A 17,200-nucleotide genomic window follows, 5' to 3' on the forward strand; every position below is an offset into this window, starting at 1 on the left:
GAATAAACGTATGCACACTAAGTTTGAAGAATTACACCATATTGTGAGATTCTTTAGGTAAATGTCTTGCAAACCAGCTCAAATCCCTTTCAGTCGTAATCTTGTGGTCATAGATGTCCCGTCCAATGACTGTAAGTTTAAGATCGGCTAATTGATGTCGAACATCGTCTATTACAGAGACCGATATGTCTTCTCCAAACTGCTTAGAAAATACTTCGAGATATTCTCCTGGCGGCACCACTTTGACCGAACCACTGATGGTGACACGCTGGTATTCTTTTGGATTAAGCTCCACACACTGTGTTATATCAGTATAGATTTTTCCGTCTTTTGTAAAAACGAGCTTTTCCAGGATAACCGGCCCAAGGCCATTGTTTTGCATGTGGACATACAATAGACCATTTTGATCGGTCAGATCGATTTGGATCAGTGGCTTTACCGACTTTTCATTATGTACCCGCTGTAAATACAATTGGTAAAAAGTTGCCAGCAAGGCAACGATTGATAACGCCAAGGCCATTGTGTCACCTTTGATACGGTAAGAATTATTGGTAGAAGTTTGTTTATTAGTAAACCATCCTCAACCTATAGACAAAAAGCCCGATTTAAGATCAACTCCTGCTTTTCAACTCCTTGCAGTACAAAGAGTTGATTTTCGACATTAAGTGATTTTCAACTAAATCTTGTTCAAATATAAACGATGGTTTAATAGTGAACAAAAAGGACAAAAGCGATGAAGCAGGCTATCGCATATTATCGAGTGTCAACAAGCAGGCAGGGTAAAAGCGGTTTAGGGCTGGAGGCGCAGCAAGATGCGGTAGAGCAGTATTGCTCGGTCAATGATTATAATCTGATCAAACAGGTGATCGAAGTTCAATCAACCAGAAAGTATCGCGCAGGATTATTCAATGCCCTTGCACTTTGCCGGAAGCGGCAAGCGACGCTAATTGTTGCAAAGCTTGACAGGCTGGGGCGTGACGTAGAACAAATCGCCGGGATAGTGAAATCAAAGGTAGAGGTAAAGGTAGTGGACAATCCGCACGCCAACCGTTTCACCATTCATATCCTGGCCGCAGTAGCAGAAGAACAACGTCAGCGCATCAGTGAGAACACTAAATCAGCACTGCTGGCCGCTAAAAGGCGTGGCGTTGAATTGGGCAAGAACAGTAAAGTGTTAGCCGTTGCCAATAGACGGGCGGCTGAAAACTTCGCAGACAAGCTGTCTCCGATAATCAGTCGCTTCCATGACAGGGGAATTGTTACAACCCGCGCCGTTTGCAAAGAACTAAATAAAAGAAAAGTGCCAACCTTCCGCATGGTCGGAAAATGGCACCCAAGTACGGTTCATACATTATTGAACCGCCTTAACAGGAACAAGAATAAGTAACAACATAAATAATCAGATCATGCTAAATACAATTCAACAAGACATTCTATTCGATGACCGTTCGGTAATGGCACTACTACACGGCAAAATTAATTCATTTACTAGCGGTAATGCACATTACAACGATTGCACCAACAATTTTAATGATTGTACGAATAATGTGTACGCAAGTAAAATCGTTGATGAAAGTCACAACGAAGTGTCGTTTAAGAAAGATAATTAGATTTTCTTATGAATGTTACAGGAGTGATGTGTTCAGTGCCTCATAAAGCGCCTGACCTGCTATTGACCACATTAGACGAAAATTACGCCTATGCGGTTAACTGTTCATTCCCAAATTCTTTCCGGTTGCTCAACCGACGCCAGTTTGAGATACTATCAGCTATTGATGGCATTGATGATATAGAAACCTTGGCGGAGAAGTTAGGAATACCTCCAGCTGTATTAGGCGAGTTTCTATCGATGCTGCAAAAAACAGAATTGATTGCCTTTGATGAGCACAGTTTTTCAAAGCCTGTTAAGCCCGCTTCTCCTGAAAAGCTCAATTTTTGGATTCACACGACTAATGCCTGTAACCTGGGATGCAGCTATTGTTATATCCAAACATTAAATACCGGCAAAGGTATGAGCGATGCGGTAAGGCGGCAGTTACTGCATAAGCTAATTGAAGCTGCAAAGCAGAAGGGCATCCGCCAAATTCGGCTTCGTCTGGCCGGAGGTGAACCGCTTGGACAGTTCAGTGTCTGGAAACAGTTTATTCCTGAAGCAAAGAAGTCTTTAGCAGAAGCCGGGTGCAACCTCGAGGCGGGATTTATAACTAACCTGACATTGCTAACCGACGATATGATTGCGTTCGCAAAAGAATATGACGTTGGCTTTGGCGTATCGCTGGACGGGATAGAAGCAACACATGATGCCACGCGCAGTTTCCGTTCCGGTTGCGGTTCATTTAGTATTGTTGATGCCAATCTGCGCAAACTGATTGATGCGGAAATATCGGTATCAGTAAATACGGTGGTAACTAATTTGAACTTGACGGGACTGCCGGATCTCACCCGTTATTTGGTCGGGCTTGACATTCCCTTTCGCTTTTCAATAGTAAAAGGTGATAACATCCATGCAGAACTCCTGGACGAATACCTGGCGGCATCCTATGCCATCATGGAGGAGGCTGTTGGTAAAGGCTGGCTGTTCTCTAAGCGCTTCCGGTTCTGTGACCTTAAACCAAATGAATTAGGGTTTCAAACCTGTGCTTCGGGTTTTTCAGGTGGTGCCATTTATGTTGACGGTACTTTTAAATACTGCCATGTGCAATTCGGGGATGATGGTGCACCAAGTACATCTATTTTCAACGAGGAACTTAGCCTTGTTGATATGATCGCAAGTGGGGAGCATCATGAAGATGATAGATCGGAAGATTGCCAAAAATGCCGCTACCGCTACGTCTGCACCAGCGGTTGCCCTGTTTATCGGGTTAATGGGAAAGACCCACAATGTAGTTTGTATCACCGGTTTATTCCTAAGTATTTTGAGTTACAGGCAAAGCAAAGTTTATATTTATTGCACTTAGATTCGCAACGGATCACTTAGAAAAGAAAAAAATACTTGCTTTGAAAATTTTATCTATATTAGCCTAACCTTACTAAAATAATAACTATCACAATTCAATGACTACTTGCTGTTCCTTTCTGCTTTTGCGATTTACAAATCTCTTGTTTGCCTACTCTTTAAAATCTTTTTTGCCCCTGCTGGCAGCTTTTGGGCAATCAAAATACATTGAACTTCAATTTCCTGTTTGCCGCATTCCATTGGCCAAATAGCCTGTTCGGTTTCGTTTGTGGGAGCCTTAAGGCTGTGGCGCTTTCCCTGCAACAACAATATTATTCAACTTTTATTCAATTAATCATCTAGAAACCTTATTAAAATGAAACATATATATCTTTTAGTGCTCATTGTTGTTTTTAGCACCCAAGTACATGCACAGGGATTCTTTTCCACTAACGCCTATAGTACCAGTGTTCCCCGAGGCGTTGGTGCCAATAGCTTATTCGGCTGGGGTGAAAACAGCAGCAGTACAATTGATGTTCGACCGAATCCGGGCAACGCTAATGGAACCATGATGATCAACTACCATACGGGGATCACTTTTTCCGCGCATTCTTATTACGGCGGTATCCGCTTTTATAATCAGGGATATCCTAATCCGTACGACAGCTCAACGGGTGCGACCATGGTGATGAGCATCACCAACAACAATGTCGGTATTGGTACGACAAACCCTGATCAAAAACTGACGGTGAATGGAATGATCCATGCAAGCAGCGTAAAGGTGGACACCAATATACCGGTTCCTGATTACGTTTTTCAAAAGGACTATAAGCTCACGAATCTATCGGCCCTGGCCGCTTACATTGATAAAAATCATCATTTGCCGGAAATCCCCTCAGCTGCGGAACTGGAAAGCAAAGGGATGGATGTCGGTAAGATGAACCTTTTGCTGTTAAAAAAAGTGGAGGAGTTGACGCTCCATCTGATTAACACCGAGAAGAAGGTCAGGAGGCTGCAACAGGCAAATGCTGTAATCAAGAAATCGCTTAAAAAGTTTAATCAGAAATAGTCAAAGTTACCTGAGTAATTTATCGCACAACTTAGACTGTGTCTTTTATCAAATTTCACTTTAACGGAATAAAAGCACTACTAATTCCTTATCATAACACTAAATCCCTAATGAAATCCAATTACTTGCTGTGCCGTGCGCTGTTGTGCATGGTGTTTGCATCACTATTTCCCAAGGCAAGCTTTGCGCAAAGCGCATCAGAAAGCCTGGAATACAATAAGGTTTCTATCGCTTCTCCTACGGCAGGAGCAATTACGAAGTTCGTGGATATCCCTGTCAGCTTACATACCGGTATCCCGCAGATCAGCATCCCGCTTTATACCGTAAAGGACGGTAGTTTATCTGTACCCATCTCGATGAGCTACCATGCGTCCGGTTTGAAAGTGGGTGAACCCGCCAGTTGGGTAGGCGCCGGATGGTCGCTTAACGCGGGTGGGGTGATCACCCGTTCAGTCAGGGGAACACCTGATGAAAAAGGAACTGTAAATAATTTTCAGAAAACGGGTTATTACAGCAATTACGGTTATCGCAGCTATGTTTTCATTAAAGACCCAGGTGGCCAGGATCCACAGGATATAAGATCTGATAGTATGTTAGTGAACCAATACGAAAAGTTCAGTAACGGAACATATGATTCGGAACCCGATGTTTTCTTTTTTAATGTAGGCGGATACAGCGGCAAGTTTTACTTTAATGATGACCGCACGCCGATGCTCTTACCGGAACAGGACATCAAAATAGAGGTTAATTATACCTACGGGTCTTCTGAAAGTATCCAGGGTTTTACGCTGACAACACCGGATGGTACCAAATACTATTTTGGGGCGACACCGTCAACCACAGACACGGATCCTGTTGAGTACTCCAAGATCATGACTGATCAGAACGGGATCGGTTGGGATAAAGTATTATCCAGCTGGTATCTCAACAGGATTGTTTCTGCTGATGGTAACAATTCAATCAATTTTGCTTATCGTCCTGTAGTCTATAGTTATTACATGGCCTCCACGAGTACGTCAAACAACAGTGGAGCTTACGTAGGTTACAAATTAATACGAAACTATATACACGGTGTTGAGCTAAGTTCGATAGCTTCTTCAAATGCCCAAGTTAACTTTGTACAAGCAGCACAACCGCGTCAAGATCTTTCAGGATCAAATCTTACAGGGGTGGAACAAGTGAACGGAGTTAATAACCCTTCAACTGCCGCTTATCCCTTAGGTCGTATTGATGTTCTACAAAAAAATGTTTCTCAGCCTCTTAAAAGTTATAAGTTTGATTACGGTTATTTTGAAGATCCCAATGGCCCGGTCGCTTTTACTTTAAGCGTATCCGTTACCGATAAAAAGCGCCTCAAATTATTGAGTATACAGGAGCAGGGCGCTTCGGGAACGCTGAACCCGCCTTATAAGTTTGACTATTTTGATGAACTTGTACCGCGCAGGTTGTCGTTTGGTCAAGACCACTGGGGATTTATCAATGGGGTAACCAATAACGGTGACACTTTTATAGGAACATTTTATAAAACCTATAATACTTCAAGCCCTACAACAGTAACCGGTGCCGATCGCGACCCGCATTGGCCGGCCATGCGCGGAGGTACTTTAAAGAAGATCACTTTTCCTACCGGTGGATATAATCTGTACGATTTTGAACCCAACGATACTTACAATTCGCAGATTATAGCCAGTAATGGAGAAAGGACACCTGTAGGCAGCAAGAGTGCCGGTTACGATGGTTGTGATTGCCCTAAATCCGATACCTTACATATTAACATGGGAACTTATAATTATGTGATCCAATTAGTGAACAAACCTGAAGGTGGTTCCGCAGAGTTGGACGTATTTGATAGTAACTGGGCGCCCCTTGATCATTTAAGCGCGCTGAAGAACGAGACCAAAGAGATCATTCGCAATTATGCGACTGGCCTATACCATATCCGCGTGACCAAGTACAACTCTTATGGTGGTAATGGGGCGGATGTAAGGGTTTACCAGATGGCAGGAACCATCGTTAATACCAACGCAATGGTAGGTGGCCTTCGCATCAAGACCATTACGCAGAGCAGCGCGAACGGCAACCCGGACATGGTGACCTCTTATGACTATACCGACAGTAGCAGTGGTCAGCAATTATCGACGGGGGTAGTATTCGGAAAGCCGACCATCGCGCAACCAGTCCGAAACCAGATCTACGCGGAATCAATCAGGCCAGTGATTAACAATGTCTACAATGATCCGATATATCCCAATGGCTGTCCAGTATCACCTGGATCTGGATTACAGTACCTGACTACCCCTGCCAGCATACGACCAATGGGCAGTACCCAAGGATCGCATATTGGTTACCGAAAAGTCACCACACGTCAGCAGGGGAACGGCTATACCGTGTCAATGTTCAATATGGATGGCGACTATCTGATCGACCGTAAAGACATTGTTAACCGGACGATTATCACTTCCCCGAATACCTGTACGATGGACATTCCTAATTTCCCGTCCGCGCCGGAGCCTAATTTCTTTAAGCGCGGACAGTTGGAATACGAAGCCAAGTACAGTGAGGCCGGTATACTTCTCCAGGATATGTCTTACACTAATCAATACCAGGAAAACCTGCTGACGACGCCAGCTATGGTTGGCACAACAGTTAACGGTGTAAATAACAATACACCTATGTATACCTGGTATGATCAAAAGACCGGCAGGAAAATAACCGAGGTAGTTCATCGCAGAACTTATAACAGCAGCGGGGTGAGTGATGTGATGGAACAATTGTTTTATGATAATGCTTATCATCACCAACTTACCAGAAAAGTTACTGTGAATTCGGCAGGCGAAACATTGGAAACGCGTTACCGCTACGTACCTGATTACACCATCACAGCGGTTGATGGCCTGGACACCAAGATACCGGCCCTTGCCTCCGACCAGGACGCGTTGACCACTAATTATAAAGCAAATTGGATCCAATGCGGAACCGATCACCGATGCAGGCGAAATCTTTGGTTAGACTATGATTTGGCGCTGTGTCATAAGCGTATGACCTTCATCGATTACCGTATTGCGAATTTCACCGGGCCGAACGCGGCGTACAGAGTGAACTTGCAAAATGCCTTAACGAACGCATCTGCGGCGCTAAAACCGTTGATCGACATGCGGATACAAAACAACTTTGCACTGGTGGAAACGGTGAACTTGAAGAACGGCAACGTGATGTCAGCTGTCTACAATACTTATGAATACAAACCAGCCTCACAAAACAAGGTCTATCTGTCAAAAGTGAGCAAGACGGATTACCTGTTACCACCGTCCAGTTTTACCTATACTCAAACCGGAACGGATAATACCTCGCTTGTCAAAGACGCCGCGTATAATGAAAAAGCAGCATTCGAATATAACACGGGCAACATTTCGCAGGTTAAATTGACGGATAATGTACCCTCTGCTTACCGGTGGGGCTACAATAATCAATATCCTGTACTGGCTGCAAAAAATGCGGCCGCTAGCGACATCTTTTTTGAGGGTTTTGAAGAAGGCGCAGGTAACGGTACAATAAATGATAGTAAGACTGGTCACTACAGTTACACTGGTAATTATACCAAAGTATTATCCGGCCTTACGAATGGTGCCTATGTGTTAAGCTATTACCAGAAAATTAATAGTGCATGGAAATGGATGAACCAGACCATGACGGTAAGCACGGGAAGTTATACGATCAATCTGAACGCACAAATAGATGATGTTCGTTTTGCTCCTGTCGGTTCGATGCTAACCAGTTATACCTATGATCCGGAGATCGGCATGACCAGTACGATGGATGTCAATGGGCTGGCTAATTACTATGACTACGATGAGTTTCAGCGATTGAATACGATCCGGGACAATAACAGGAACTTGCTAAAGAAATACTATTATAACTACAGCAATGGAACGGCAAACGACGCGCCGCCGCTGCCATATGCTTTGATCGAGCAAACGTCTTTTACAAGTGGTAACGGCGGACAGAACTACGCAACGTACGCAATCAGATTGTATACCGATAGTACCTATACAACATTGTTTACTGCAACTCAAAACATCACGGTTAAGTACAGGGTGAGTACAAGTACGTCTGTCAATGGCGGAGCGCCAACAGGTTCCGGTGCAAGTTATTCTGCAGTTATCAATTCGGGATCCAGTTCAGTCAACCTTGGTTCATTTGAGGCAGGATGTGGTACAGCGCCAGCTTTGGCGAAGCAATCCACCGCAGAAGCTTCGGCGAAACAAGAGTCCACCTCCAACGTCGCTACGGGTGGCGGAGGTTCTACAACCTGCGTAAATAACATTTTGTATGTCCTTATTGGCACTGGCTATAGGGGAGGTGTCGTGCAATAGGTCACGATGAGGTTATACAAATTCAAATAAAACGGTAACATAAAAATATACAAAATGCTCAAAAGGATTTTAGCTTTCAACCTGATCTGCCTGGCCTTAGTGGTAAAGGCGCAATACAGGACAAATGTTGTTGGCGATAACAGTGTGACTTATGTCTGTATGGCAAATTAAGCCTAACCGATACTGATTCTGAATTAAGCATATTACCCGAAACCAATATCGTTCCACTTATCACATGAAGATCAGATTAAATAAGATGCGCAAACTGCTGATTTCAGCTTGTTTTGTTGTTATTTCTACATCTGTTTACAGCCAGGTGCAACTTAGCTCTGCAAATACCTCCGGTACGTATACAGCACCCTTAAGTATTACATTATTGCCGGGCTTTTCAACGGCTGCCGGACAGACTTTCAGCGCTCTGATCATTCCGGGGCTGAATTGTGCGCCATTGACGGTACAACCGAGTGTAAACCGAAACTTTGTAATGGAGTATACGGCTCGAGACAGCAATATTACCAATCCGGACGCGACAACACTGACCAACTGTGCAATGCTGCGTACGGTGCAATATTTTGACGGCCTGGGAAGACCGCTACAAACGGTACAGATACGCGGAAGCAAGAATGGTGATCAGGATGTGGTACAACCCATGCTGTATGACCAGTATGGCAGGCAGCCCTTACAATATCTGCCGTATGTAACCGCCTCATCCGCTGCAGGTGCCTTTCATATCGAGGCATTAAATCCTCAGGGAAATTACAACACCAGCGGCCAGAAGCAGTTCTATCTTCCGGTAACCGGTCAGAATTATAAGGATATGACCACGCCATATGCAGCGAGCGTATACGAGGCCTCTCCGCTTAACCGGCTCACACAACAGGGCGCTCCCGGGGATGCCTGGCAGCCGGGCAACCGGACAGCGACCAGTGGCCGAACGGTGATATCGGAATGGGATGTGAATAATGCTGACCCAATAACAACTATTGCGACAACACGTTATGCCGCCCTTTGGAAAGCGACGGTGACCTCCACGCAAGCGATCAGCTTAAGCAGGGCGTCAGGTACAGCAGGGGTGTATGATGCCGGGCAATTAACAGTAAGTATCATTAAGGATGAGAACTGGTTGTCGGGAAGGCTCAATTCAGTAGAGGAGTTCAAAGATAAAGAAGGGCGTGTAGTACTTAAAAGGACATTTGTAGATAACTCCGGAACCACGAAAGCCTTGTCAACCTATTATGTATACGATGACAGGGGATTGCTGGCCTTTGTATTGCCACCGAAGGCCGATGCGGATAACGCAACCAGTTTAAACCAGACCCAACTGGATGAATGGTGTTACCAATACCGATACGACGAACGCGGCAGGATTACGCAAAAAAAGTTGCCGGGTAAGGGCTGGGAATTTTTCATTTATAACAGGCTCAACCAGGTCATTGCTACGCAGGATGCTGTCCAGCGAAGTAAGGCCCCACAAGAGTGGACTGTGACCAAATACGATGCCTTAGCCAGAGTGGCAATGCTCGCTATTTGGCAGCATCCATCAAGTACTACCGACGTAGATTACCGTGCTAGCCTACAAACCCAGGCTACAGGTACGGCAGCGCAATGGGAAACACCTGTAAACACTGGTACGGGATATACTGCGCTTAGCTGGCCGGCTACAACGAGCATTACGCCTCTACAGATCAACTATTACGATAATTATACGCAGATACCCGGCGGTATACCTGCAGGGTATGCGCCAGCGAGCTACATCACATTGGTCAATGGAAAGTTGACCAGCACCAAAACAAATGTATTGGGCACATCGGTCATGCTGCAATCAGTGATTTATTATGATGATATGGGGCGGGTAACCAACACCTATAGCCAGCACTACTATAACGGAACCACCAGCGTGAACAATTACGACGAGATCCGTACCGGCTATGCGTTTTCAGGCGATGTTCAAAAGACGGTGCGTACGCATTACATCAACGGCTCGGGAAATGTGAAACAAACGGGCGTGGTAGTCACCAATACCTATACCTATGATCATATCGGCCGTAAACTGGACACTAAGCAGAGAACAGGTTCGCCAACTTCCACTGAGGTACTGATCGCTCGCAACGAGTATAATGATATCGGGCAGTTGTATAAAAAGTATGTGCATTCGGAAAATGACGGAAGTACATTTTTGCAAACCACCTCATATGCTTACAACGAACGCGGGTGGTTGAAGAAGATCAATGATCCGGCAAGTGCTCCGCCGTCAGATAACAGCAAGCTGTTCAGCATGGAGTTGAAATACAACGATGGCAGCAACGCACAATTCAATGGGAATATTGCTAACCAGGTATTTGTCAATACGGGGACAAGCACCGAAGCTACGCAGACCTTCAGTTACCAATATGACGCGCTCAACAGGCTGACCAGCGGTATTTCGACAGGTGCTTCTGTAGCGGCCAATAATATGTCGGAAAACAATATCACATACGACGAATTGGGTAATATCAGGACATTGACCCGTGATGGCAATGTTTATGGCTATAGCTATGTACCGAACGGTACGGTAGAAAGCAGCAGGCTGAAGTCGGTTAGCGGCTTAACCACCGGCGATTATCAGTATGATGTAAACGGGAATATGACGACGGATGCCCGCAACGGTACTGCTTTGCAATATAACTTCCTTAACTTACCAACAAACGTTACCAAAACGGGCGTCAACCTGAACTATGTGTATGATGCAGACGGACAAAAAATACGCAAAGTGAGCAATGTAACGGGTACCACGGATTATATCGGAGGCATTGTTTACAACTCGATCAGTAATGTTTACCGGATCGACTATATCCAAACCGAAGAAGGCCGTGCGGTTAACAACAACGACGGAACGTACCGATACCAGTATGACCTGAAAGATCAGCTGGGAAACATACGTTTGACCCTGCAGAAAAACAGCACGACAGGTAAGGCTGACAGGATACAGTCGGATAATTATTACGCATTTGGTTTAAGAAAATCGATCAGCCCTATACCTTCATCACCAAATAAGTATCTTTATAACGGAAAAGAGTTACAGGAAGAAACAGGTGACTATGATTATGGCGCGAGGCACTATGACCCGGTAATTACAAGGTGGGTAGCTATGGATCCGATGGCGGAGAAATACCGTAGGTGGACGCCTTACAACTACGTAATGAGTAATCCCATAAGATTTATTGACCCAGATGGAATGGACGCTTATACCTCTAAAGCCGAAGGGGCAGACGTAGATAAGATTCGTAGGGAACTAGAGCAATGGGTAAGAAATGCAGGGCGTGGTGCAGATGGCTTAACAAACAACGAATGGATTGCAGCCAATAAATTTGGTAACTTTGGGGATGAGATAATCAATGACGTCGGGGCTGGCATATTTATGGCTCCTAATAATGGGAATGATACAACTAAAAACAGCGGCAGATCAAAACTTTCAAAAAACGAGGAATCATCTGATTACTATACACGTCGAATCCCTGGTAAAGGCAACACGTTTAGGGGGGGCAAAAAAAATGATCGTGACAATGATATGAAGAAGTATCCTGATGACTTCAGAAAATGGTATCATAATGAGACGAATAAAAAGCATTATAAATTGCCTAATCAACCCGATCCGGATTTAAGTGAACCTTATCAAGATTGGTTGGATTTAGGTAAACCCAAATCATTTACTATTCCTCATATCAATGCTCCGAAAATATCACCTGTCGCAGTTGGTACAGGGATTGGTATCGGCAGTATAATTGCCAGTTATTGGTGGTTAGGCATTTTGGTACTGTAGTCACTCAAACGGATTACAGACGAGTTTAAATAATTTTAAAAAGGCAATAAAATGGGTTGCGTACTTTCGGTCTTAGGGGCAACGTTAGATGTCGATGATTTCGTTCAGAAAACAGGTCTCTTGGGATTTAAAAAAAATACAAGGGGGAATGGATTTCAAAAAAAGAAATTCAAGGCTTAATTATTCTTTAGCGTCTCTGCTGATTATAGATGATAACTATGAGGATATAAATAATCAAATTAAAGAAGTAGAGAGTTTTCTCATTCAATATAAAAAACAATTGACTGTTATTGCAATGAATAAGGATATTGAGTATGCGACCATAGATTTTGGCGTTACTTCAACAACCCAATATCCGAATAAGGCTCAATCTTTTTATTTTCCAATTTCATTACTTACAATTTGTGCAGAACTTAAAATAGGGATTGAACTAAGTACATATTCATTTTGATTTTTAAATCTCTGAAGCGCAGGTTACGGTATTGAGCCTTAATTATAGTTTTTTTATCCGTATGGGATCAAAACTGTATCGACCTTACAGAAGAATTTAAGGTGCTATTATTAAGCCGCGATATGCGCGTAATCGGCGTTTATCATGCAGCAAGTGGCTCAACATCCGGTGTTGTGGTAGATACGAAATTGATACTTGTTTCAGCATTGAAAACGAATGCAAACAGCATCATCATGGCGCATAACCATCCTTCAGGAAATCTTAAACCAAGTCCTCAAGATGCCGAGCAAACACATAAAATGAAAATTGCCTGCAAAGCGTTAGATATAGAAATGGCAGACCATCTCATAATTACTAACGATGGTTATTACTCTTTTGGAGATGGTTTAAGCCATGAAAAGAAAAACATTAATGGCTCTATTTATTTTGAGTGCCAGCCGCCTTTTTAAAGCAAATAACTTCCTAGAAAGCCATCATTTCTTAAGGAACTTATTCCTGCTATGTAGGATTATATTGACAATGGCATGGAATCGGCATAAAAGGAGCTATGCATGGCTTTAAACCCAATTTTGATCCTCCGCAACGAGCAGGCCACAAGCAGGGGCGTTTTGTTAAAGTTGTAAACCCGCTTGGATGTCTGGAATATGCAGATGGCGCTAAGATTGACCTGCATAAAGAATTAACGGGCAATAAGCACACCGTAGAATTGATGCCCGTACACACCAATATCATGCGACCATCCGGCTTGCATCATGGTGGTATGATTATAGTCGATAAATCGTTAAAGCCAAAGCGTGGAAATATCGTTGTGGTCAGGTATAACGATGCGATAGTTATTCGCAGAATAGAAAGGTCGCTTACACATTGGGCGCTTGTTGCAGACAACCCGAGGGAAGAAAAACTTTTACTTGGCGAGTTTGCCGACTATCAATTGATTGGCGTTGTAACTCATGCTATTAAACCGTGCAGATAGCAAAGCCCGACAATAAGTCGGGCTTTGCCTTTTAAAAATCAATTACCGCTTCCAAGGCTTCATCTGCCTTTCTGTGCGAGAAATTTGACTGATAATGCATAGTTGTGAGAATACTTTCATGCCGATACATCTTTTGTAATACTTTTGGATGAATGTCTTTTTCTTCAGCGCGTTGCGCAAAGGCATGACGCGCTTTATGCGGTGAAGCATTTTTATTGATCGAAAGTAGCTTCATAATATCGACCATGTGACGGCCGATTAAGCGTGTTACCGAGTTTATCCTTCTCCGCAAGGCATAGCGGTCATTTAAATTATCTAGCTTCTTTAGGAACGGAAACACAAGATCATGAGCTTGTTCATCCATTTTATATTCATCTATAATTGCCGCGACAGCAGCAGGTATCGGCAATGATCCAGGCTCTCCGTTTTTCGACATTGTGTAATAGAACCGACCATTTTGAAAGTCAGACCATTTTAGCAACAACGCATCAGTAATACGCATTCCTGCAAAATAAAAGCATGTAAGCCAAATATTGCGGCTATGATGCAAGTGCTTTTGATCATCTGGAAACTTGTATTGCTTGAGCAGATTGATTTCGTCACTAGTTAAACCAATTTTTTCCGTTTTGCCGAATTTGATCATAATTTTTTCCCTGCCGCCGAATGGATAATTGTCCTTACTTGCTAATCCGGCAGTTATGGCGCGATTAAAAAGCGTACGGATTACCAATAAGTGGTTGGTAACTGAGCGGTCACTTAGCGGCTGTTGATCTTTCCTGTTGCGATTGTGCTGTGTTTTTAAAAATACTGTGTATTTGCGCAGGAACTCAACGTTAATTTCAAGGAACGTTACATTGTGTCCTGCATATTCGTAAAAGCGATTCAGACGGCTCTTATCGGTTTTATGAACATCGTAATTGCCCAGCGCATATTGTTCTCGCAAATGGTTATCCGCGACATTTTTAAACAAGGGCTGTTCCGGAACAGGCGGCGGCAGGGTCTGTAAAGGTTTCGGCCTGACTGACTTAACAATGTCTTCCGCCGTGTAGTGTTTTTTATTTGTTTCGAATTCTAGTATTTTCTCATTTACTTCCGAAAGCTTTTTTGTAAGAAAATTAGTCAGACGCATATGATGCGGATGAACTTTTTTTACTTGTTGTTTGCTGGCATCCCAATGATCGCGGGAAGCAAGCGCGTTCCCTTCAAATAAATAGGCAGGAATGCCATTTTGAGAAACTTTGATGCCGATAGGAAATTTTTTGTTTTTGTCTGGGCGACTCCAGGTAACGATTTTTGCGGTTGCCATGTGAAAACATTTTTAAGGTGAAAAATTGTTTCCATGCCTCTTTCAAAGGTCGCGATTTGTTAACGGTTTTGTTAACGGTTCGGCTGGTCTAACTTGTGGTGTGATAGTGTATTCTGGTTATTGTCGATGGCCTAAATAACCATTTTCAATCATTTCGAACCATTTTATTTCAATAGCCGCAAGATTATGAATCCTACGCTCTAACCATCTGAGCTACCCCGCCGTATAAAAATAAATCAGTGCTAAATTTACTTTAGCTTGCCTTTGCGGTCTAACCATTAAAGATAGGGGCCGAAAAGGTTTGCAAATATAGTAGATTTTAGTTTTCTTTAGAAAAAATGTTTAACATTTAGCCCCCGATTGATTTGTAACGGTACGAACCCTATGTCTGAAAAAAAGAAGTTCAACCTGGAATATGAGATAAAGTCTTCTCCCAGAATATTATACAGTTTCCTAAACGAGGCTAATGGCCTTACCCAGTGGTTTGCCGATGATGTTACCGTGCGCGATCAGATATACACCTTTACCTGGGATGATGAAATGCAGCGGGCCAAGCTGATCACCAATAAGGAGAATAAGCTGGTACGTTTCAAATGGCTGGACGATGAACCGCAATGCTACCTGGAAATGGAAATTATACAGGATGAGCTGACGAACGATGTGGCGCTTGCTATAACCGATTTTGCTACAGAAGAAACCATTGCCGAACGTAAACTCATCTGGGATAACCAGATCGATTACCTTATTAGCACCCTGGGCGCATAAAACTTAATTTCCGTATTTTTGCCGACCGGATATGCCGTATGCAATTATTTGTATGCATCGGCGTTTCATTGCATACTGTTAGCGCTTAATGAAGAAAATACACCTGTTACTGCTCAAATCATTCATCAGGCCATTTGTGGTAACACTGGTTATTGTAATGTTTGTGCTGCTCATGCTGTTCCTGTTCAAGTACATTGATGACCTGATAGGGAAGGGCTTTCAGTGGTATATCATTCTCGAACTCATGATGTATAACTCGGCCACTAACGTGGCCATGGCGCTGCCGCTTTCGGTGCTGTTATCTTCTATCATGACGTATGGCAGCCTTGGCGAAAACTATGAGCTGGTTGCCATTAAATCTGCCGGGATATCTTTAAGGCGCGCCATGTACCCCATGATGGTGGTAGTAGTGCTGTTGAGCATTGCTGCTTTCGCCTTTTCGGATTACATGCTGCCGGTAGCTAACCTTAAATATTACTCATTATTGTATGATGCCCGTCAGCAAAAATCAGCCGATCTGATCCCCGAAAATGTATTCAGTAACCGCTTTCCGGGATATACTATAAGGGTAAAGCATAAGGACCCTGACGGGCAAACCCTTTATGATATCATGATCTACCAGGGTTCGCCGGATAACAGCGGGGTGCAGAACGTGACCTTCGCCAAATCAGGTTTAATGTACCGTACCAAGGATAATCTTTACCTGGTACTAAAACTTAAGGACGGCATACGTTACCAGGAGGATAAAAGCGATGTAAGCTTTAATCCGCGCCAGCGTTTCACGCGTTTCAGGTTTAAAGAAACTGAACAAAAATTTGACCTCTCGGGGCTAAAAATGAAACGAACAGATGAGAGCGAGTTTCGTAGTGCTGCCCAAATGATGAATTTGAGGCAATTAAAACATTTTGTTGACTCAGCAGGGCACAGTATTGACAGTTCCCGCATCTCTAATTACAATCTGTTGTCGGCTTATTTAAAGTATACCACGGTGCCCGTATCTTCCAAAACAGTGAAGAAGCCTTTACCTGCTGATAGCACGCGTGCAAAAGAAACCAGCGCAAAAATAAACGCTCTTAATAATGCCATAAGCGAGGTTAACCAGATACAGGATGCTTTGCGCAGCCGTGTAAATACCCATGAAGAGGCATCGCGAAATATACGCCGCTACATGCTGGAGTATCAGAAAAAATTTACGCTTGGTGCGGCCTGTATAGTATTGTTCCTGATTGGGGCACCATTAGGCGCTATTATCCGTAAAGGTGGATTAGGCCTGCCCGTAGTGGTATCGGTTATCTTCTTCCTTATTTATTATATCATCGGCACCATTGGCGAAAAATCAGCTAAGGAGGGAGATTGGTCGCCTGTTACCGGGGCATGGGTCGCTATCGCGATCTTATTACCTATCGGGTTGTTCCTGTCATACAAAGCGGCTACTGATTCTACTTTGTTTGATATTGAGGCTTATAAGCGTTTCTTCGGCCGCCTCAAATTAAAGCTAACTAAACGCGCCTAAGTAACTTTTACACAAT

The 17,200-nt window shown here is 43.6% G+C and carries 12 protein-coding genes; 10 read left to right on the forward strand and 2 right to left on the reverse strand.

What is annotated here, in order from left to right; genetic code table 11:
• Positions 1-31: 31 nt before the first annotated feature.
• A complete protein-coding gene (locus CKK33_RS06570) occupies positions 32-520 on the reverse strand; it encodes a hypothetical protein (protein WP_095703342.1) in 489 nt (162 codons plus the stop codon).
• A 213-nt stretch (positions 521-733) separates the two neighbouring features.
• Here CKK33_RS06570 and CKK33_RS06575 point away from each other — a divergent pair, with 213 nt between their 5' ends.
• The 8 genes from CKK33_RS06575 (at position 734) to CKK33_RS06610 (ending at position 13,600) form a co-directional block, all read left to right on the forward strand.
• Positions 734-1,387 carry a recombinase family protein gene (locus CKK33_RS06575; protein ID WP_095703343.1) on the forward strand — a complete coding sequence of 218 codons (654 nt, stop codon included), beginning with the start codon at positions 734-736 and terminating at the stop codon, positions 1,385-1,387.
• Positions 1,388-1,618: 231 nt separating this feature from the next.
• The gene (locus tag CKK33_RS06580) at positions 1,619-2,977 is read left to right on the forward strand and encodes a radical SAM protein (protein ID WP_233138158.1); all 1,359 of its coding nucleotides are present in this window, start codon (positions 1,619-1,621) and stop codon (positions 2,975-2,977) included.
• Positions 2,978-3,311: 334 nt separating this feature from the next.
• Positions 3,312-4,004 carry a hypothetical protein gene (locus CKK33_RS06585; protein WP_095703345.1) on the forward strand — a complete coding sequence of 231 codons (693 nt, stop codon included), beginning with the start codon at positions 3,312-3,314 and terminating at the stop codon, positions 4,002-4,004.
• Positions 4,005-4,114: 110 nt separating this feature from the next.
• The gene (locus tag CKK33_RS06590) at positions 4,115-8,377 is read left to right on the forward strand and encodes a hypothetical protein (RefSeq protein WP_143822912.1); all 4,263 of its coding nucleotides are present in this window, start codon (positions 4,115-4,117) and stop codon (positions 8,375-8,377) included.
• Positions 8,378-8,612: 235 nt separating this feature from the next.
• Positions 8,613-12,176, forward strand: a complete 3,564-nt coding sequence (locus tag CKK33_RS06595) for a DUF6443 domain-containing protein (protein WP_095703347.1) — start codon at positions 8,613-8,615, stop codon at positions 12,174-12,176.
• A gap of 148 nt (positions 12,177-12,324) precedes the next feature.
• Positions 12,325-12,627 (forward strand): hypothetical protein, encoded by a 303-nt coding sequence (locus CKK33_RS06600; RefSeq protein WP_143822913.1) that lies wholly within the window; start codon positions 12,325-12,327, stop codon positions 12,625-12,627.
• Between the two features lie 77 nt (positions 12,628-12,704).
• Entirely contained in the window at positions 12,705-13,076 is a 372-nt protein-coding gene (locus CKK33_RS06605; protein ID WP_255404603.1) for a JAB domain-containing protein, read from the forward strand.
• 98 nt (positions 13,077-13,174) lie between these two features.
• Positions 13,175-13,600, forward strand: coding sequence for a LexA family transcriptional regulator (locus tag CKK33_RS06610; RefSeq protein ID WP_095703350.1), 426 nt, complete (start codon positions 13,175-13,177; stop codon positions 13,598-13,600).
• 31 nt (positions 13,601-13,631) lie between these two features.
• Here the strand turns inward: CKK33_RS06610 and CKK33_RS06615 are convergent, their stop codons facing one another.
• Positions 13,632-14,906: a site-specific integrase gene (locus CKK33_RS06615; protein ID WP_095703351.1), complete on the reverse strand. Its 1,275-nt coding sequence runs from the start codon at positions 14,904-14,906 to the stop codon at positions 13,632-13,634.
• A 384-nt stretch (positions 14,907-15,290) separates the two neighbouring features.
• Between CKK33_RS06615 and CKK33_RS06620 the strand changes: the two genes are divergently transcribed.
• On the forward strand, positions 15,291-15,671 hold the full coding sequence (locus CKK33_RS06620; RefSeq protein ID WP_095703352.1) for an START-like domain-containing protein: 381 nt from the start codon (positions 15,291-15,293) through the stop codon (positions 15,669-15,671).
• Between the two features lie 88 nt (positions 15,672-15,759).
• Positions 15,760-17,184: an LptF/LptG family permease gene (locus CKK33_RS06625; protein ID WP_095703353.1), complete on the forward strand. Its 1,425-nt coding sequence runs from the start codon at positions 15,760-15,762 to the stop codon at positions 17,182-17,184.
• The last annotated feature ends 16 nt before the right edge of the window (positions 17,185-17,200 follow it).

The organism is Mucilaginibacter sp. MD40 (assembly GCF_002288635.1).
GTDB lineage: Bacteria > Bacteroidota > Bacteroidia > Sphingobacteriales > Sphingobacteriaceae > Mucilaginibacter.

Coding starts and splice junctions, on each gene's coding strand:
- CKK33_RS06570 (WP_095703342.1), bottom strand. CDS start 520: ATGGCCTTGGCGTTATCAATCGTTGCCTTGCTGGCAACTTTTTACCAA.
- CKK33_RS06575 (WP_095703343.1), top strand. CDS start 734: ATGAAGCAGGCTATCGCATATTATCGAGTGTCAACAAGCAGGCAGGGT.
- CKK33_RS06580 (WP_233138158.1), top strand. CDS start 1,619: ATGAATGTTACAGGAGTGATGTGTTCAGTGCCTCATAAAGCGCCTGAC.
- CKK33_RS06585 (WP_095703345.1), top strand. CDS start 3,312: ATGAAACATATATATCTTTTAGTGCTCATTGTTGTTTTTAGCACCCAA.
- CKK33_RS06590 (WP_143822912.1), top strand. CDS start 4,115: ATGAAATCCAATTACTTGCTGTGCCGTGCGCTGTTGTGCATGGTGTTT.
- CKK33_RS06595 (WP_095703347.1), top strand. CDS start 8,613: ATGAAGATCAGATTAAATAAGATGCGCAAACTGCTGATTTCAGCTTGT.
- CKK33_RS06600 (WP_143822913.1), top strand. CDS start 12,325: ATGGATTTCAAAAAAAGAAATTCAAGGCTTAATTATTCTTTAGCGTCT.
- CKK33_RS06610 (WP_095703350.1), top strand. CDS start 13,175: ATGCATGGCTTTAAACCCAATTTTGATCCTCCGCAACGAGCAGGCCAC.
- CKK33_RS06615 (WP_095703351.1), bottom strand. CDS start 14,906: ATGGCAACCGCAAAAATCGTTACCTGGAGTCGCCCAGACAAAAACAAA.
- CKK33_RS06620 (WP_095703352.1), top strand. CDS start 15,291: ATGTCTGAAAAAAAGAAGTTCAACCTGGAATATGAGATAAAGTCTTCT.
- CKK33_RS06625 (WP_095703353.1), top strand. CDS start 15,760: ATGAAGAAAATACACCTGTTACTGCTCAAATCATTCATCAGGCCATTT.